Source organism: Streptomyces sp. NPDC047917, assembly GCF_043204345.1.
Classification (GTDB): Bacteria; Actinomycetota; Actinomycetes; order Streptomycetales; family Streptomycetaceae; genus Streptomyces; species Streptomyces sanglieri.
On the sequence record NZ_JBIDCA010000003.1, the window covers coordinates 314,057 to 331,648 of the forward strand.

15 protein-coding genes are annotated in these 17,592 nt (G+C 72.4%); 3 read left to right on the top strand and 12 right to left on the bottom strand.

The window, feature by feature from the left end:
• Nucleotides 1–37: 37 nt before the first annotated feature.
• The 6 genes from ACGF8B_RS08255 to ACGF8B_RS08280 form a co-directional block, all read right to left on the bottom strand.
• The gene (locus ACGF8B_RS08255) at nt 38–379 is read right to left on the bottom strand and encodes an ArsR/SmtB family transcription factor (RefSeq protein ID WP_392735888.1); all 342 of its coding nucleotides are present in this window, start codon (nt 377–379) and stop codon (nt 38–40) included.
• A 279-nt stretch (nt 380–658) separates the two neighbouring features.
• A complete protein-coding gene (locus ACGF8B_RS08260; RefSeq protein WP_392735890.1) occupies nt 659–2,788 on the bottom strand; it encodes a 3-hydroxyacyl-CoA dehydrogenase NAD-binding domain-containing protein in 2,130 nt (709 codons plus the stop codon).
• Complete coding sequence (locus tag ACGF8B_RS08265; RefSeq protein WP_392735892.1) at nt 2,785–4,011, bottom strand: thiolase family protein; 1,227 nt, start codon at nt 4,009–4,011, stop codon at nt 2,785–2,787. The genes ACGF8B_RS08260 and ACGF8B_RS08265 overlap by 4 nt, the downstream gene beginning before the upstream one ends.
• 290 nt (nt 4,012–4,301) lie before the next feature.
• Nucleotides 4,302–5,576 carry an HRDC domain-containing protein gene (locus tag ACGF8B_RS08270; RefSeq protein ID WP_392735894.1) on the bottom strand — a complete coding sequence of 425 codons (1,275 nt, stop codon included), beginning with the start codon at nt 5,574–5,576 and terminating at the stop codon, nt 4,302–4,304.
• 115 nt (nt 5,577–5,691) lie between these two features.
• The gene (locus ACGF8B_RS08275; protein ID WP_024488613.1) at nt 5,692–6,354 is read right to left on the bottom strand and encodes a response regulator transcription factor; all 663 of its coding nucleotides are present in this window, start codon (nt 6,352–6,354) and stop codon (nt 5,692–5,694) included.
• A gap of 263 nt (nt 6,355–6,617) precedes the next feature.
• Complete coding sequence (locus ACGF8B_RS08280) at nt 6,618–7,277, bottom strand: DUF3000 domain-containing protein (RefSeq protein ID WP_124721164.1); 660 nt, start codon at nt 7,275–7,277, stop codon at nt 6,618–6,620.
• Between the two features lie 128 nt (nt 7,278–7,405).
• Between ACGF8B_RS08280 and hemE the strand changes: the two genes are divergently transcribed.
• Nucleotides 7,406–8,479, top strand: coding sequence for a uroporphyrinogen decarboxylase (gene hemE, locus ACGF8B_RS08285; protein ID WP_392735897.1), 1,074 nt, complete (start codon nt 7,406–7,408; stop codon nt 8,477–8,479).
• A gap of 26 nt (nt 8,480–8,505) precedes the next feature.
• Here the strand turns inward: hemE and ACGF8B_RS08290 are convergent, their stop codons facing one another.
• Complete coding sequence (locus tag ACGF8B_RS08290) at nt 8,506–9,891, bottom strand: FAD-dependent oxidoreductase (protein ID WP_392735899.1); 1,386 nt, start codon at nt 9,889–9,891, stop codon at nt 8,506–8,508.
• A 50-nt stretch (nt 9,892–9,941) separates the two neighbouring features.
• Nucleotides 9,942–10,928, bottom strand: coding sequence for a DUF4349 domain-containing protein (locus ACGF8B_RS08295; RefSeq protein ID WP_392735901.1), 987 nt, complete (start codon nt 10,926–10,928; stop codon nt 9,942–9,944).
• A gap of 125 nt (nt 10,929–11,053) precedes the next feature.
• On the opposite strand from ACGF8B_RS08295, the gene hemG reads away from it, so the two are divergent.
• A complete protein-coding gene (gene hemG, locus ACGF8B_RS08300) occupies nt 11,054–12,541 on the top strand; it encodes a protoporphyrinogen oxidase (protein WP_392735903.1) in 1,488 nt (495 codons plus the stop codon).
• A gap of 4 nt (nt 12,542–12,545) precedes the next feature.
• A complete protein-coding gene (hemQ, locus tag ACGF8B_RS08305) occupies nt 12,546–13,274 on the top strand; it encodes a hydrogen peroxide-dependent heme synthase (RefSeq protein WP_360552020.1) in 729 nt (242 codons plus the stop codon).
• A gap of 160 nt (nt 13,275–13,434) precedes the next feature.
• Here hemQ and ACGF8B_RS08310 read toward each other — a convergent pair whose 3' ends face one another.
• From ACGF8B_RS08310 to ACGF8B_RS08325, 4 genes are all read right to left on the bottom strand, one after another.
• The gene (locus ACGF8B_RS08310) at nt 13,435–14,232 is read right to left on the bottom strand and encodes a TIGR04222 domain-containing membrane protein (RefSeq protein WP_392735906.1); all 798 of its coding nucleotides are present in this window, start codon (nt 14,230–14,232) and stop codon (nt 13,435–13,437) included.
• 89 nt (nt 14,233–14,321) lie between these two features.
• Entirely contained in the window at nt 14,322–15,359 is a 1,038-nt protein-coding gene (locus ACGF8B_RS08315; RefSeq protein WP_392735908.1) for a TIGR04222 domain-containing membrane protein, read from the bottom strand.
• 5 nt (nt 15,360–15,364) lie between these two features.
• Entirely contained in the window at nt 15,365–16,663 is a 1,299-nt protein-coding gene (locus tag ACGF8B_RS08320) for a DUF692 domain-containing protein (RefSeq protein WP_392735910.1), read from the bottom strand.
• Nucleotides 16,664–16,770: 107 nt separating this feature from the next.
• Nucleotides 16,771–17,520, bottom strand: a complete 750-nt coding sequence (locus ACGF8B_RS08325) for a peptidyl-tRNA hydrolase (RefSeq protein ID WP_392735912.1) — start codon at nt 17,518–17,520, stop codon at nt 16,771–16,773.
• Nucleotides 17,521–17,592 lie beyond the last annotated feature (72 nt).

The following is a 17,592-nucleotide window of genomic DNA, read 5'->3' on the forward strand; positions in this document are numbered from 1 at the left end:
GGCCGCAGCCGGGCACCGCCCTTCGCCAGGAGAGTGCTCACCGGGCCGTGACCTCGGCTTCCCGCAGCTCGGCCAGCAGTTCGTGCTGGCCGGCCAGCATCTGCGTCAGGATGCGCCGTGCCGCGCGCATCAGTTCGGCGACGTCGCCGCCGGCCAGTTCGTACACCACCGTCGAGCCCTCGCGGGTCGCGGTCACGATTCCCGAGCGGCGCAGGACCGCCAGTTGCTGGGACAGTGCGGCAGGCTCGATCCCGATCTCGGCGAGCAGGTCCCGTACCGGCATCGGTCCGTCCTGGAGGAGCTCCAGCACCCGGATACGTACCGGGTGCCCGAGCATCCGGAAGAACTCGGCCTTGGCCTGGTACAGCGGAACCGGCACGGTCTCCAGCGCTCCTCATCGCCCCGGTCGCCCCGGGGCATCGACTGGTGCTGTGCCCGCGGCTACCTACGGACACAGCCACCACAGCATGTATTGAATTGCATAATTTTGCAATTCACGGATTCAGTAGTTCAAGAGTTCGGCAGTTCCGGGACAGGACACCGCGCACCGGCGGGGCGGCTTCGGCACCGGCCTCCCGCACGCCGTATGCCCAGCACACGACGGACGGGCCGTACGGAGATCCCTCCGCACGGCCCGTCCACCGGTACCCACCAGGTACTAGGCCGGAACGCTCGCCACGCCCTGCGCCAGGAACTTCTTGCCGTTCACCCGCTCCGAGACGCCCTCACGGTCCAGGTACGGCGTGATGCCGCCCAGGTGGAAGGGCCAGCCCGCGCCGGTGATCAGGCAGAGGTCGATGTCCTGCGCCTCGGCGACGACGCCCTCGTCCAGCATCAGACCGATCTCCTGCGCCACCGCGTCCAGGACCCGGTCACGGACCTGCTCCTCGGACAGGACCACATCGCCCTGCTTCAGGAGCGCGGCGACCTCCGGGTCCAGCTCCGGCTTGCCGGAGCCGTAGACGTAGAAGCCGCGCTTGCCGGCCTTGACGACCGCGGCCAGGTTCTCCGAGACGGTGAACCGGTCCGGGAAGGCGCGGTTCAGGGTCTCCGAGACGTGCAGACCGATGGCCGGGCCGACCAGCTCCAGCAGCACCAGCGGCGACATCGGCAGACCGAGCGGCTCGATGGCCTTCTCGGCGACGTCGACCGGGGTGCCCTCGTCGATGATGTTCTGGATCTCGCCCATGAAGCGGGTGAGGATGCGGTTGACGACGAACGCCGGGGCGTCCTTCACCAGCACCGCGGTCTTCTTCAGCTTCCGCGCCACACCGAACGCCGTGGCCAGCGAGGCGTCGTCGGTCTGCTCGCCGCGGACGATCTCCAGCAGCGGCAGGATCGCGACCGGGTTGAAGAAGTGGAAGCCGACGACCCGCTCCGGGTGCTTCAGCTTCGACGCCATCTCGGTGACCGAGAGGGACGAGGTGTTGGTGGCGAGGATCGCGTGCGCCGGGGCGACCGCCTCGACCTCCGCGAACACCTGCTGCTTGACGCCGATCTCCTCGAAGACGGCCTCGATGATGAAGTCGGCGTCGGAGAAGCCCTCCGCCTTGTCCAGCACACCGGAGACCAGGGCCTTGAGGCGGTTGGCCTTGTCCTGGTTGATCCGGCCCTTGCCGAGCAGCTTCTCGATCTCGGCGTGGACGTAGCCCACACCCTTGTCCACCCGCTCCTGGTCGATGTCGGTCAGCACGACCGGCACCTCCAGGCGGCGCAGGAACAGCAGCGCCAGCTGCGAGGCCATCAGACCGGCACCCACGACGCCGACCTTGGTGACCGGGCGGGCCAGGTTCTTGTCCGGGGCACCGGCCGGGCGCTTGGCGCGCTTCTGGACCAGGTTGAAGGAGTAGATCCCGGAGCGCAGCTCGCCACCCATGATCAGGTCCGCGAGGGCCTGGTCCTCGGCGTCGAAGCCGGCGCCCAGGTCGCCGTCCTTGGCCGCGGCGATGATCTCCAGCGCGCGGTACGCGGCCGGGGCGGCGCCGTGCACCTTGGAGTCGGCGATCGCCCTGCCCCGCGCGACGGCCTGGTCCCAGGCGTCACCGCGGTCGATCTCGGCACGCTCCACCGTGACCGTGCCGTTCAGCACGTTCGCGGTCCAGATCAGCGACTGCTCCAGGAAGTCCGCGCCCTCGAAGAGCGCGTCGGCGATCCCGAGCTCGAAGACCTGCTTGCCCTTGAGCTGGCGGTTCTGGTTCAGCGAGTTCTCGATGATGACCGAGACCGCGCGGTCGGCACCGATCAGGTTGGGAAGCAGCGCGCAGCCGCCCCAGCCCGGGACCAGACCGAGGAAGACCTCGGGCAGCGAGAACGCGGGCAGCGCCTTGGAGACGGTGCGGTACGAGCAGTGCAGACCGACCTCGACACCGCCGCCCATCGCCGCGCCGTTGTAGTAGGCGAACGTCGGGACCGCGAGAGCGGACAGACGCCGGAACACGTCGTGGCCGCCCTTGCCGATGGCGAGCGCGTCGTCGTGGTTCTTCAGCAGCTCGACGCCCTTGAGGTCGGCGCCGACCGCGAAGATGAACGGCTTGCCGGTGATGCCGATACCGGTGATCGCACCCTCGGCGGCCTCCTTCTCGACCTGGTCGACGGCGGCGTTCAGATTCGCCAGCGACTGCGGTCCGAAGGTGGTCGGCTTGGTGTGGTCCAGGCCGTTGTCCAGCGTGATGAGGGCGAACCGCCCCGCACCGGCCGGAAGGTCCAGGTGGCGTACGTGCGCCTGCGTGACGACCTCGCCGGGGAACAGCTCGGCCGCACCCTTCAGAAGCTCGGTGGTGGTGCTCACTTGTCGCCTCCGGCGTTCTCGAAGTGCGGGTTCTCCCAGACGACCGTGGCGCCCATGCCGAAGCCGACGCACATCGTCGTCAGGCCGTAGCGGACCTCCGGCTGCTCCTCGAACTGGCGGGCCAGCTGAGTCATCAGACGCACACCGGAGGAGGCCAGCGGATGACCGTAGGCGATGGCGCCGCCGTACTGGTTGACGCGGGCGTCGTCGTCGGCGATGCCGTAGTGCTCCAGGAAGGCGAGCACCTGCACGGCGAACGCCTCGTTGATCTCGAAGAGACCGATGTCCGAGATGGACAGGCCCGCCTTGGCGAGGGCCTTCTCCGTGGCCGGGATCGGGCCGTAGCCCATGACCTCCGGCTCCACGCCCGCGAAGGCGTAGGAGACGAGACGCATCTTGACCGGGAGCCCCAGCTCGCGGGCGACGTCCTCGGCGGCGAGCAGGGAGGCGGTGGCGCCGTCGTTGAGACCGGCGGCGTTACCGGCGGTGACCCGGCCGTGGGCGCGGAACGGGGTCTTCAGACCGGCCAGGGACTCCATCGTGGTGCCCGGGCGCATCGGCTCGTCGGCGGTGACCAGGCCCCAGCCCGTCTCGCCGGCCTCGGCGTTGGTGCGGCGCACCGAGACCGGCACCAGGTCCTGCTGGATCTTGCCGTCGGCGTACGCCTTGGCGGCCTTCTCCTGCGAACGCACCGCGTACTCGTCGGCGCGCTGCTTGGTGATCGTGGGGTACCGGTCGTGCAGGTTCTCCGCGGTCATGCCCATGAACAGGGCGGACTCGTCGACCAGCTTCTCCGACACGAAGCGCGGGTTGGGGTCCACGCCCTCGCCCATCGGGTGGCGGCCCATGTGCTCGACACCACCGGCGACGACGACGTCGTACGCACCGAACGCGATGGAACCGGCCGTCGAGGTGACTGCGGTCAGGGCGCCCGCGCACATGCGGTCGATGGAGTAACCGGGCACGGACTGCGGCAGCCCGGCCAGGATCCCGGCGGTACGGCCCAGCGTCAGGCCCTGGTCGCCGATCTGGGTGGTCGCCGCGATGGCGACCTCGTCGATCTTCGCGGGGTCCAGGTCCGGGTTGCGGCGCAGCAGCTCCCGGATGGCCTTCACGACGAGATCGTCGGCGCGGGTCTCGTGGTAGATGCCCTTCGGGCCCGCTTTGCCGAACGGGGTGCGGACGCCGTCGACGAAGACGACGTCCCGGATGGTACGAGGCACGGTGGCTCTCCTCCAGGGTGCGGGATGGCACTGCTGCGCGGCACGCCCGGAAGCGCGCCGCCCCCATCATGCTACTTGCGGGTAACCAGACTGCCCACCCCCCGTGGCGGGAGCGGCGAAGGTCACATGCGGGCGGACCCCGGAACGGGAGCCGTTCCGGGGTCCGGAAGCGCCGATCGCCGGACGCGGCTGGAATTCAGCCCCGCCCGGCGATCGGGAACACGATGTGACCGCGGACCGCACAACCTGGCGCGATTACGCCCCTCGAAGCGCTCTTTGGCGAGCGTCGCTCAGGCGGTCGGCGCCAGCGCGCGGACCAGCAGCGGGGCCACCTGCTCGATCTGCCAGCGGCGCGCCCCGTACCCGGCGAGCGCGGTCTCGACCGCGTCCGGCGCCAGGTTCTTCGGCGGCTCCCAGCAGACCCGGCGCACCGTGTCCGGGGTGATCAGGTTCTCCTGCGGCATGTGCAGCCGCTCGGCGAGCTCCGACACCGCGGCGCGGGCGGCCGAGAGCCGGGCCGCCGCCGCGGGGTCCTTGTCCGCCCAGGCGCGGGGCGGCGGCGGGCCGGCGAGGGTCTGGCCGGGCTGCGGCAGTTCCGTGTCCGGCAGCGCCTTGGCCCGGTCGATGGCCGCCTGCCACTGCTCCAGCTGGCGCCGCCCCATGCGGTGGCCGTACCCGGGCAGCGCGGTCAGCGCCTGCGTGTTCGGCGGCAGCGCGAGCGCGGCCTCGACGATCGCGGTGTCGCCCAGCACCTTGCCCGGCGAGATGTCGCGGCGCCGGGCGACCTGGTCGCGTGCGGTCCACAGCTCCCGCACCACCGCCATCTGGCGGCGCCGGCGGACCTTGTGCATGCCGGACGTGCGCCGCCACGGGTCCTTGCGCGGGGGAGCGGGCGGCGCCGAGGCGATCGCGTCGAACTCCTCGCGGGCCCAGTCCAGCTTGCCCTGCCGGTCGAGCTCCTCCTCCAGGGCGTTGCGCAGATCGATCAGCAGCTCGACGTCGAGCGCCGCGTAGCGCAGCCAGGGGTCGGGCAGCGGGCGGGTGGACCAGTCGACGGCGGAGTGGCCCTTCTCCAGCGAGTAGCCGAGCACGCTCTCGACCATGGCGCCGAGGCCGACGCGGGGGAAGCCGGCCAGCCGTCCGGCCAGCTCCGTGTCGAAGAGCCCGGTGGGAGTCATCCCTATTTCGCGCAGGCAGGGCAGGTCCTGGGTAGCGGCGTGCAGGATCCACTCGCTGCCGCTCAGCACCTCGCCGAGGCCCGACAGGTCGGGGCAGCCGACGGGGTCGATCAGCGCGCTGCCCGCGCCGTCACGGCGCAGCTGCACGAGGTAGGCGCGCTGGCCGTAGCGGTAGCCGGAGGCGCGCTCGGCGTCGACGGCCACCGGTCCGGAGCCGTCGGCGAAGGCGGCGATCACCCGGGCGAGGGCGTCGTCGGAGGCCACCACCGGGGGAATGCCCTCGCGAGGTTCGAGCAAGGGGATCGGCGCCGGGGCGACGTCGTCCGGGGGAGCGCCCCCGGTGGTTCGCAGTGAAGTGTCTGCTGCGGTCTCTTGGGCGTCGGTCACGTGTCAAGGGTATCTGTGTATGTACGGCGCCCGTCGACGGAACGTTCCGTCGACGGGCGCCGATGAATGCAAACCAGCCGGTCCGTGACTGCGTGGACCCGCCGGGGCGCGGGCGTCAGTGGATGATTCCCGTTCGCAGGGCGACGGCGACCATTCCGGCGCGGTCTCCGGTGCCGAGCTTGCGGGCGATTCGGGCGAGGTGGCTCTTGACGGTCAGTGCGGACAGGCCCATCGAGACGCCGATGGCCTTGTTGGACTGGCCCTCGGCGACCAGCCGGAGGACCTCGACCTCGCGGCCGGACAGTTCGCGGTAGCCGCCCGGGTGGCTCGGGGTGCCGGGGGGCCGGCGGTGCATACGGGCGGCATTGGCGCCGATGGGGGCGACGCCAGGACGGGTGGGGTGGCCGATATTGGTACGTGTGCCGGTGACTACATAGCCCTTCACGCCGCCCGCGAGGGCGTTGCGCACGGCGCCGATGTCATCGGCGGCGGAGAGGGCGAGGCCGTTCGGCCAGCCGGCTGCTCGGGTCTCGGACAACAGGGTCAGCCCGGAACCGTCGGGCAGGTGGACGTCGGCTACGCAGATGTCGCGCGGATTGCCGACGCGGGGACGAGCCTCCGCGATGGACGACGCCTCGATGACGTCACGTACTCCGAGTGCCCACAGATGGCGGGTGACGGTGGAACGGACGCGCGGGTCGGCCACGACGACCATGGCCGTCGGCTTGTTCGGGCGGTAGGCGACCAGGCTTGCGGGCTGCTCTAGGAGAACGGACACCAGGCCTCCTGGGGAGTGGACGGGACGGGCCGGCTCGGGGATGAAGCCGGGGCGAACCGTGCTTGAAGGGTCATTGACCTCTTCGGCAGCAGACCCGTGCTCCTTTAGGGGAAGATCACGATTTGCTGAGTAACAATTCGGGCAAATCGGACGCGCGATCGATTGTACGAAAAGAACGCCGGTAACCGTGCGCGAAATATGACGCACAGTTACCGGCGAGGGTAGAGTTTCAGCCAGAGAATTTAGAGCAGAAGAGCAAAAGATCAGGAAACCTGCGGACCGCGCCGCTGCGGAAGTGTCACCACCGCCGCGTCGGTGGGCCCCGAGGGCGGCAGACCGGCGATCTGGCACAGCAGGTCGCCCCACGCCATGAGATGCGCCGCCGTGTCCGGCACCCCGCCGCGGCCCTCCCGAGGCGTCCACGACGCCCGGATCTCGATCTGGGTCGCCGGGCGTCTCGCGCCCAGCGCGCCGAAGTAGTGCGACCCCGCCCGGGTCACCGTGCCGCCCGCCTCCCCGTACGAGAGACCGCGCGCCTCCAGCGCACCGGTCAGCCAGGACCAGCAGACCTCCGGCAGCAGCGGATCGGAGGCCATCTCCGGCTCCAGCTCGGCCCGCACCAGCGTCACCAGACGGAAAGTGCCCTGCCAGGCATCGTGCCCGGCCGGGTCGTGGAGCAGCACCAGGCGGCCGTCGGCGAGATCGTCCTCGCCGTCGACGACCGCCGCCTCCAGCGCGTACGCGTACGGAGCGAGCCGCTTGGGCGGCCTCGTCGACTCCACCTCCAGCTCGGGGCGGAGCCGCGCGGAGTGCAGCGCGTCCACCGCCGACCGGAACGCGGGCGGGACGGAACCACCCTCCTCGCTGTCCTTGCTGTCAGCGCCATCGGTTTGATCGGAGAACTGTCCCTGAGCCGGAGCCATGCGGGGAAGAGTAGGCGGAACCGGCGCTTCGCGCAGGGAGGGACACCCTGGCGGGCTCGGCTGCTTGTCACCATGTCCACGATCGGGGAGGGAGCGAGGCCGTCACGGCTTCGTGCGAAGATTCCGGTGTGAGTGCCAACGACCGCCCCATGGGCCAGCAGACGAAGACCTCCGCCACCCATGAGTCGGCGTTCCTGAAGGCGTGCCGGCGCGAGCCCGTTCCGCACACGCCGGTCTGGTTCATGCGCCAGGCCGGGCGTTCGCTGCCGGAGTACCTGAAGGTGCGCGAGGGCATCGGGATGCTCGACTCCTGCATGATGCCGGAACTGGTCGCCGAGATCACGATGCAGCCCGTCCGCCGCCACAAGGTCGACGCCGCGATCTACTTCAGCGACATCGTCGTACCCCTCAAGGCCATCGGGATCGACCTCGACATCAAGCCCGGCGTCGGCCCGGTGATCGCCGACCCGATCCGCACCCGCGCCGATCTCGCCCGGCTGCGCGACCTCACGCCCGAGGACGTCGGCTACGTCACCGAGGCCATCGGCCTGCTCACCGCCGAGCTGGGCGCCACCCCCCTGATCGGATTCGCCGGAGCGCCGTTCACCCTCGCCAGCTACCTCGTGGAGGGCGGCCCGTCCCGCAACCACGAGCACACCAAGGCCCTGATGTACGGCGACCCGCAGCTCTGGGCGGATCTGCTCGACCGGCTCGCCGAGATCACCGGTGCCTTCCTCAAGGTGCAGATCGAGGCGGGCGCCTCGGCCGTCCAGCTCTTCGACTCCTGGGTGGGCGCGCTGGCCCCCGCCGACTACCGCCGTTCGGTGCTGCCCGCCTCCGCGAAGGTCTTCGACGCCGTCGCCCCGTACGGCGTCCCGCGCATCCACTTCGGCGTCGGCACCGGCGAACTCCTCGGCCCGATGGGCGAGGCGGGCGCCGATGTCGTCGGCGTCGACTGGCGGGTCCCGCTGGACGAGGCCGCGCGCCGGGTCGGCCCCGGCAAGGCGCTCCAGGGCAACCTCGACCCCGCGGTGCTGTTCGCCCCGACGGCGACCGTGGAGGAGAAGGCCCAGGAAGTGCTGGACGCCGCCGCCGGTCTCGAAGGCCATGTCTTCAACCTGGGCCACGGCGTGATGCCGTCGATGGACCCGGACGCGCTGACCCGGCTCGTCGAGTACGTGCACACCAGCACCGAGCGCTGACCCGGCGACGGGCGGGCACCGCGCGCTCAGGCGGTGCCCGCCCGCCGTACCGCGGTCACCGCCTTGCGGGCCGCCACCAGGACCGGGTCCCAGACCGGCGAGAACGGCGGGGCGTAACCCAGGTCCAGGGCGGTCATCTGCTCCACCGTCATCCCCGCCGTGAGCGCCACCGCCGCGATGTCCACCCGCTTGGCCGCCCCGTCCCGGCCCACGATCTGCACCCCGAGCAGCCGGCCCGTGCGGTACTCCGCGAGCATCTTCACCGTCATCGGCCGCGCCCCCGGGTAGTAGCCCGCCCGGCCCGTCGACTCGATCGTCGCCGTGACGTACCGCAGACCCACCGCGCGGGCGTCCTTCTCGCGCAGACCGGTACGGGCGATCTCCAGGTCGCACACCTTGCTCACCGCCGTGCCGACCACCCCGGGGAACGTCCCGTAGCCGCCGCCGACGTTGGCCCCGATGATCTGGCCGTGCTTGTTGGCGTGGGTGCCCAGCGCGATGTGCCGGGTGCGGCCCGCCACCAGGTCGAGGACCTCCACGCAGTCGCCGCCCGCCCAGATGCTGTCGTGCCCGACGACCCGCATCGAAAGATCGGTCAGCAGCCCGCCGTGCGGGCCGAGCGGCAGCCCGACGGCGCGGGCCAGCGTCGTCTCCGGCTCCACGCCGATCCCGAGCACCACCACGTCGGCCGGGTAGGAGGCGTCGCCGGTGGCGACCGCGCGGACCCGTCCGTCCGAGCCGGTGCGGATCGCGGTGACCTCGGACCGGTTGACCGTGGTGATGCCCAGGCCGTCCATCGCGTCGTGGACCAGCCGCCCCATGTCGGGGTCGAGCGTCGCCATCGGCTGCTCGCCGCGGTTGAGCACGGTCACCTCGAAGCCGTGCTTCAGCATGGCCTCCGCCATCTCCACGCCGATGTAGCCCGCCCCGACGACGACCGCCCGTCTGCCGCCCGGCGCCCGGTCCAGGGACTCCAGCAGGGCCTGACCGTCGTCCAGGGTCTGCACCCCGTGAACTCCGGGCGCGTCCATGCCGGGCAGCGCCGGACGCACCGGCCGGGCACCCGTCGCGATCACCAGCTTGTCGAAGCCCGTCCAGTACGACTCGCCGGAGCCCAGGTCCAGCGCCCGCACCCGCTGCCCGGCGACATCGATCTCCGTGACCTCGGTACGCATCCGCAGATCGATGTCGCGGGCCCGGTGCTCCTCGGGCGTACGCGCGATGAGGTGGTCCCGCTCCGCGACGTCGCCGCCGACCCAGTACGGGATGCCGCAGGCGGAGTACGACGTGAAGTTGCCCCGCTCGAACGCGACGATGCTCAGCTCGTCGGGGCCCTTGAGCCTGCGGGCCTGGGACGCGGCGGACATGCCCGCCGCGTCACCACCGATGACCACCAGTCGCTCCGCCGTCATGCCTGGTCCCTTCGACACCCGGGGTCCGTCCCCGGTCCGAAGGGACCACGCTACGACGCCGGGGGAGCGGGCGAGGACCCGCCCGGCCCGGGAGTCCGCGGCGCGCGGCGTCCGGGCAGCCGGCGGCGCAGCAGCCGCCACAGCAGCAGGAGCACGGCCGCCGCGACCAGGAACGGGGCCGCGGCACCCACCGCCATCGCCAGCCACAGCAGCGCCGTCACGAACGCGTGCCAGCCGCCGCCGAGCGCGTCCAGGAAGCCGGGGCCGTCGTCGTCGCCGTCCTTCGCCGCCGTCTCCGGCTCGGAGAGGTCGAGGGTGATCGTGGCGAGCGTGGTGCGGTCCTTCAGCGACGCCTGCTGGGCGAGCAGCGACTCCAGGGTCGCCTGACGGCTGCTCAGCTCGCCCTCCAGCGTGACCACGTCGCTGAGCTTCTCCGCCTGGTCCATCAGCTTCCGTACCCGCGCCACACTCGCCCGCTGGGTGGCGATGCGGCTCTCCACGTCGACCACCTGGTCGGTGACGTCCTTCGCCGACGAGGTGCGCGACAGCAGCTTTCCGGTGCCCGCGAGCCGCTTCAGCACCGACTCGTACTCGCCCTGCGGAACACGCAGCACGAGATGTGACACCTCATGCGTGTCGTCGACGCGCTCGGTCCTCTCGTCGGCCACCAGACCGCCCGCGCCCTCGGCGGCGGAACGGGCGGCCGCGGCCGCCTCCGGCGCGTTCCGCACCTCCACCGAGAGCGCGGCGGTACGGATGACATGGGTGCCGGAGGGCAGGGCGTCGGTCTTCTTCCGCTGCGACGGCGAACCGGCCGTCCCCTGCTCCGCCTTCCCGGCCGCCGCGTCGGCGGCGCCCCGCTCCTCGGCACCGAACGCCCGCTTGCCGTCACCGGGACTCGCGTCGCTCGCACTGTCCGAGGCCGCGCAGCCGCTCAGCGCGAGCAGGCCGGCCACGAGGCCGGCCACGAGGCCGGCCGCCAGGACCGGACGCGGACGACGGATCGATGAACGGCCAGGATGCCGGTGTCTCTGCATGAATGCCCCCAAGGCGGGTCGTCGATGGTGCCGGTTCGACGTGCCGGGCCGGGGCAGCGGTTGCCGAATGCCGGTTTCGAAGCAGTCACGTTCAGGACTCGGACCGGGTTTGAGAGAGTGGGGACATGCAGCGTTCAATAAACCGCGCGGACCAGGGCACCGGACACGTCGTCGTCATCGGCGGCGGCATCGCCGGTCTCGCCGCCGCCCACCGGCTCCTCGGGACCGGCCTGCGGGTCACCCTGCTGGAGGCCACCGAGCGGCTCGGCGGCAAGCTCATGACCGGCGAGATCGCCGGCACCCAGGTCGACCTCGGAGCCGAGTCGATGCTCGCCCGGCGCCCCGAGGGCGTGGACCTGGCACGCGTCGTCGGGCTCGGCGACCGCCTCCAGCCGCCCGCCACGGCCACCGCGTCGGTCTGGACACGCGACGCCCTGCGCCCCATGCCCAAGGGCCATGTGATGGGCGTCCCCGGCGACCCGGCGGCGCTCGGCGGACTGCTCACCCCCGAGGGCCTCGCCCGCATCGCGCAGGAACGCGACCTCACCCCGACCCCCGTCGGCGACGACGTCGCCGTCGGCGCGTACGTCGCCGACCGGCTCGGCCGCGAGGTCGTCGACCGGCTCGTGGAGCCGCTGCTCGGCGGTGTGTACGCGGGCGACGCCTACCGGATCTCGATGCGCGCCGCCGTACCGCAGCTCTTCGAGGCGGCGCGGGAGGGCGGCTCGCTGCTCGACGGCGTCCGCCGCATCCAGGAACGGGCCGCGGCCCGGCAGCAGACCGGACCGGTCTTCCAGGGCCTGGCCGGCGGCATCGGCACCCTGCCCCGGGCGGTCGCCGACGCCGTGCGCGCGGGCGGCGGGGAGATCCTCACCGCCACCCCCGTCCTCGGCCTGACCCGTACCGCCGAGGGCTGGGACGTCCGCACGGACAGCCGGGTCATCAACGCCGACGGCATCGTGCTCGCCGCCCCCGCCTGGTCCGCCTCCACACTGCTCGCCGCCGAGTCCCCGGCGGCCTCCGCCGAACTCGCCGGTGTCGAGTACGCGTCGATGGCGCTCGTCACGATGGCCTTCCGCCGTTCCGACATCGCCGCCACCACCGCACTGGACGGCCGCTCCGGCTTCCTCGTCCCCCCGGTCGACGGCCGCACCATCAAGGCGTCCACGTTCTCCTCCCACAAGTGGAACTGGGTCGCAGAATCCGCCCCGGACCTCTTCGTGCTGCGGACCTCCGTCGGCCGCTACGGCGAGGAGGACCACATCCACCGCGAGGACGCCGAGCTGGTCGACGTGTCGCTGCGCGACCTCGCCGAGGCCACCGGCCTGGCCGCCGAGCCGGTGGACACCGAGGTCACCCGGTGGATCGGCGGACTGCCCCAGTACCCGGTGGGCCATCTCTCCCGGGTCGCCCGGATCCGCGACGAGGTCGCCAAGCTGCCCGCGCTGCGGGTCTGCGGAGCGGTCTACGACGGAGTCGGCATCCCGGCGTGCATCGCGAGCGCCCATCGCGCCGCGGACGAGATCGCGGCCGACGTCACCGGCGGATCCGGTGAAGAGATCATCGCCACGTCGACCCTGGTTAAGGGCACACGGAGCGAGGCGGGACAATAGCCGTATGAGTGCGCCTGAGACTGTGAAATCAAGCAAGGGCCCCAACGCGGGTAAGAAGGCCAAGGACCTCAACGAGGTCATCCGCTACACGTTGTGGTCCGTCTTCAAGCTGCGCGACGTCCTGCCCGCGGACCGGGCCGGCTACGCCGACGAGGTCCAGGAGCTGTTCGACCAGCTCGCGGCCAAGGACATCACCGTCCGCGGCACCTACGACCTCTCCGGCCTGCGGGCCGACGCCGACGTCATGATCTGGTGGCACGCCGAGACGGCGGACGAGCTCCAGGAGGCGTACAACCTCTTCCGGCGCACCAGGCTCGGCCTGGCGCTGGAGCCGGTCTGGTCGAACATGGCGCTGCACCGCCCCGCCGAGTTCAACAAGTCCCACATCCCGGCGTTCCTGGCCGACGAGACGCCGCGCAACTACATCAGCGTGTACCCCTTCGTGCGCTCCTACGACTGGTACCTGCTGCCCGACGAGGACCGCCGCCGCATGCTCGCGGACCACGGCAAGATGGCGCGCGGCTACCCCGACGTCCGGGCCAACACCGTCGCCTCCTTCTCGCTCGGCGACTACGAGTGGATCCTCGCCTTCGAGGCCGACGAGCTCCACCGCATCGTCGACCTGATGCGTCACCTGCGGGCCTCCGAAGCGCGGATGCACGTCCGCGAAGAGGTTCCGTTCTACACGGGGCGCAGGAAGTCGGTCGCAGACCTGGTGGCCGGGCTCGCGTAGCGAGCGGGCTCCGACCACCCCGACCCGGAAGATCAGACGGCGGGCACCGGCGCGTCACGCGCTGCCCGTCGTTCCAGCGACACCGGGTTCGGCTCCGGGTGCGGCGCGCGTCCAGCGCGCCGCACCGGCGTCTTCTCGACACGCCCCACCGCACACCACTTCACGACGGAGCGCCCGGACCGCCCCCGAGTGCGGCCCGCAGCGCCGGATCGTCCACGGCGCGCACCCCGCGTACCGCGAGCGCCGCCAGCACATCACGGTGCGCCCCGACGCCCCGCACATCGTTCGCGGCGAGCAGCCGCTGACCGGCGGGCGACGCCCACGAGCTGTACGGATGGACCTCCATCCGGGCTATGGCCAGACAGCCGACGGTCAGCGCGAGCGGCAGCCCGAACCACACCAGCAGCGACATCACCGGCCCGCCGGGGCCGTGTTCCTGACCGGGCATCAGCAGCGTGACGGCCCCCATCGCGACCACCAGCGCGGCAGCACCGCGCACCGCGCGCACCGCGGCCGCGACATCGGTACCGGCACCACCGGGCAGCGCCAGACCCGCGGCGACCAGCCGGTCGGCCAGGGCGCGTACGGCGTCGGCGCCGGCCGCGGCGGTCCGTATCGACGGTATCGGGGACTGGCCCCGCGGCCCTATCGCACGGATCACCGTGCGCTCCATCTCGTCGCGGCCCTCCGGGTCGACGACCGTCGCCCAGCCGGTGTGCGCGAGCAGCAGCCGTCGGCGCAGATGCATGCCGGCCAGCACCAGATCGACCACCCGGTGCGGGCCGCCCGCCAGGAACGCGGTCTCGTACAGGGTCAGTTCATGCCCGGCGGTGATGCTCCCCACGTCGTCGGCGGACGCGCCGGACAGCAGCCCGGCGCGGGCCGAGACGAGGCAGAGCCGGACGCACGAGACGGTTGCCGCACCCCATGCGACCAGCAGAAACAGTACCCAGAGCATGGCGGCTTTCTATGCCAGGAGGGCTCGGAACGCCATGGTCCGTTCACCATGCGGACGGCCGGGGCCCGTCCGGCGGCGCCGGAACCGCCCTAACTGCCGCAACTGGACCCGCCACCACAGCTGGAGCCCCCACTGGAGCAGCTGGAACCGCTGCTGCCGCCACAGCCGGAGCCGCTCGAACCACCGCAGCCGGACCCCGAGCCGCAACTCGACCCGGAACTGCACCCGCCCCCGCCGCCTCCGCCGCCCCCGTCGCCGGAACTCCCGCAACTGCCGTGACCGGGACTCGTACCCGCACACCACACCACCGGCGCGAGGAGCAGGGCGGAGGAACCCGTGACCGTCGCCGCCGTCGCCGCCGTGTGCGCCCGCCGCCCCTGCGGCTGCATCCGGGCCGCCGCGATCAGCTGCGCCTGGAGCACCGGATCGGGGAGCGCCCGCAGTCCGTGCGTCGCCACCAGACCGGCCGGGCCCGGGTCGTACGCGTGAGCGGCGCGGTAGGCCTCGGAGGCCCGGCGCCCCGACCTGGTGACGCGTCCCCGGGCGACCCCGGCACAGATGAAGCCGGTGAGCAGGCCGAGGATCAGAACCGGGAGCACCTTGAGGACGAACGGCACGGGGGAGTCCGGGGACAGTTCGTCGGACAGCGACCGGCTCACGGTCGCCACGACGGTGAGCGGGACGGCCAGTACGCAGGCCAGCCCCTGGACGATGCCCCAGCGGCGCCACGTCCGGCTCGCGGCGGGCGCCGCCAGCAGACCGCGGGCCGCGAGCCCGTCGCCGACCTCCTGCACCGCCGGGTGCCGCATCACCGCCTCGCGCAGGGTGTGCAGCGCCCCGCTGGGAGCCACGGCGTGTTCCTGGAGCACCGCGCGCTCCACCGGGTCATGGGCTTCGGCCCGCTGGACGGCGACGATTCCGGGGCCGCCGACTGCGATCCGGCCGTCCGCCTGCATCGCGGTGAGCGCGGTGTCCACGACCCTGCCCGGACCGCCGTTGAGGAAGGCGACCTCGTGGAGGTCGTGGACGGCGCCGCCGGTGCCGCCACGGGCCCGCGAGAGCCCCACGATCAGCAGCACGGAGGAGACCACGATCCCGAGGTCCACCAGCAGTGCGACGGTGTTCATGCCGGTCACCTTCCGATCAGGGCCGCGCGGGCGGCTCGTACCAGCCGGGTCGCACGGCGCGGCGGGTGCGCACCTGCCCGGTCCTGCCACCAGTGGGTCAGCCGGCGCCGGGCGGCGGCGTCGGCGGGCCGGCCCGCGATCAGCAACTGCTCGGCGAAGTCCAGCGCGTCGCGCCGGTACCCGCCGGACATGGGGCGGGCACCGGCGTACGAGAGGAAGGCGTCCCGGTAGCCGCTGCCGAGGATCTCCGGCAGCTCGGGCGCCACCTTGGCGACGACCCCGGCCCGCTTGGCGGCCAGGGCGCGGCTCTGGACGCCGAGGCGTTCCCGGTCGAAGCCCCGCGGGGCGGGGCCGCCGGCGACGAGCGCGCCGAGCAGCGCGGTCTGGGCCGCCGCGAGCCGGTCGCGCGTGGCGTCGGAGGGCGTGGACGCCCCGGCCGGCGCGGACGGGCGGACACGCGGGGCGGGCCGCCCCGCGTCCCCGGACGCCCCGTCCAAGGTGGCCCGGATCATGTCCAGTTCGCCCGCCAGCTCCGCGGCCGGCGGGAAGTCGTCGTCGCGTTCCAGCAGGACGCCGGGCGGGTCGACCCGGGAGCGGAGCTCGGCCAGGACGTCGAGGACGGGACCGGTGACCGGGTGGGCGTGGGTGTCGTGCCACACGCCGTCCTTCTCGACGCCGCCGGCCACATGCACGTACGCGATGGCCTCCACCGGCAGCTCGTCGAGCGCGGTGGCCGGGTCCTCGCCGAGATTGACGTGGTTGGTGTGCAGGTTGGCCACGTCGATCAGCAGCCGGACCCCGGTGCGCTCGACCAGCTCCGCCAGGAACTGCCCCTCGGTCAGCTCCTCGCCGGGCCAGGAGATCAGTGCCGCGATGTTCTCCAGGGCCAGCGGCACCGGCAGCGAGTCCTGCGCGATGCGTACGTTCTCGCAGAGCACGTCCAGCGCGTCCCGGGTCCGCGGGACGGGCAGCAGATGACCCGCCTCCAGAACCGGCGAGGAGACGCGCGGGCCCCCGGCCCGTACGAACGCGATGTGCTCGGTCACCAGCGGCGCGGAGAGCAGTTCGGCGCGGGCGGCGAGATCCGCGAGCCGGCCCGGGTCGGGGCGGCCGGCACCGCCGAGCCCCAGTGAGACCCCGTGCGGCACGACCGTGACACCGCGCGCCCTGAGCCGTACCAGCGAATCGGGCAGATGACCGGTGCAGATGTTCTCCGCGACCGCCTCCACCCAGTCGATCCCGGGCAGCGCCTCGACGGCGTCCGCGATCTCCGGCCGCCAGCCGATCCCGATTCCCAGCCTCATGCCGTCCCCCTCCTCCGCTCCGTGCAGGGCTCATGGCCCCACGGGCCGGTGGTGAATCCGAAGTGAGGGACGTTCAGAGCTCGATTTGAGGTTCCCGGCCCCGGCGCTCAGCCGCGTCGCAGGGCCGGGTGGTCGGCGACCACCGTGCACGACCCGGGGGCGATCTCGGTGAACCCGGCGTCCTGCACCACCGGAAGCCCGCTCACCGTGAGCTCCCGCCAGCTCCCCGCCTCCGCGGTGGCGACGGAGAGCGGGAAGCCCGCCTCCCGCCACGCCTTGCGCTCCGTGTCCGACAGCTCCCACCAGGCGAGCTGCGCACCGTGTCCGGCCTGCGCCATCGTCTTGCCCGCCGACATGTCCAGCTCCGGGTTGAGCCACAGCACCGGCCCCGAGCGATCGGGCGCGGCCGGCGGCTCCGGGTCGTCCAGATCCGTCCCCGACACCTGGAGCTTCGCCAGCTCCTTCGGCCAGCCGTCCAGCGGCACCGGCGGGAAGACCCGCACCTCGGCGCTGTCACCGGTGACCGTGATGCCCGGCAGCGCCGACGCCCTGCGCCACTCCGCGCCGCGCGCCCGCCGCACCACCTTGCGGATCCGGGCGTCCTGCCAGTCCCGCATCACCCGCGCCCACTCGCCCTCGCCGGTCGAGCGCTCGTCGCTGAGCATCACGAGCACCGCGCGGGCCGCCGTCCGCAACGCGTCGGTACGGACCGGGGGAGCCGTCTTCTCGATGTGCACGACCAACGGCAGTACGTACTGCGGCGCCTCGTCGCGGCTCGTCGGCTCCGACCTGAACGGGCTGTCCGCCGCGGGCGAACGGGGAGTGGAAGGGGACGCGGGAATGTCATTGCTGCTCACCCGGTCCAGTCTGCCAGCCGCCCGACCCGGGCATCTTGGCGGAATGGACCGCTCCGGGTGAGGATGCACCGC

Coding starts and splice junctions, on each gene's coding strand:
- ACGF8B_RS08320 (WP_392735910.1), bottom strand. CDS start 16,663: ATGAGGCTGGGAATCGGGATCGGCTGGCGGCCGGAGATCGCGGACGCC.
- hemG (WP_392735903.1), top strand. CDS start 11,054: ATGCAGCGTTCAATAAACCGCGCGGACCAGGGCACCGGACACGTCGTC.
- ACGF8B_RS08295 (WP_392735901.1), bottom strand. CDS start 10,928: ATGCAGAGACACCGGCATCCTGGCCGTTCATCGATCCGTCGTCCGCGT.
- ACGF8B_RS08310 (WP_392735906.1), bottom strand. CDS start 14,232: ATGCTCTGGGTACTGTTTCTGCTGGTCGCATGGGGTGCGGCAACCGTC.
- ACGF8B_RS08290 (WP_392735899.1), bottom strand. CDS start 9,891: ATGACGGCGGAGCGACTGGTGGTCATCGGTGGTGACGCGGCGGGCATG.
- ACGF8B_RS08315 (WP_392735908.1), bottom strand. CDS start 15,359: ATGAACACCGTCGCACTGCTGGTGGACCTCGGGATCGTGGTCTCCTCC.
- hemQ (WP_360552020.1), top strand. CDS start 12,546: ATGAGTGCGCCTGAGACTGTGAAATCAAGCAAGGGCCCCAACGCGGGT.
- ACGF8B_RS08280 (WP_124721164.1), bottom strand. CDS start 7,277: ATGGCTCCGGCTCAGGGACAGTTCTCCGATCAAACCGATGGCGCTGAC.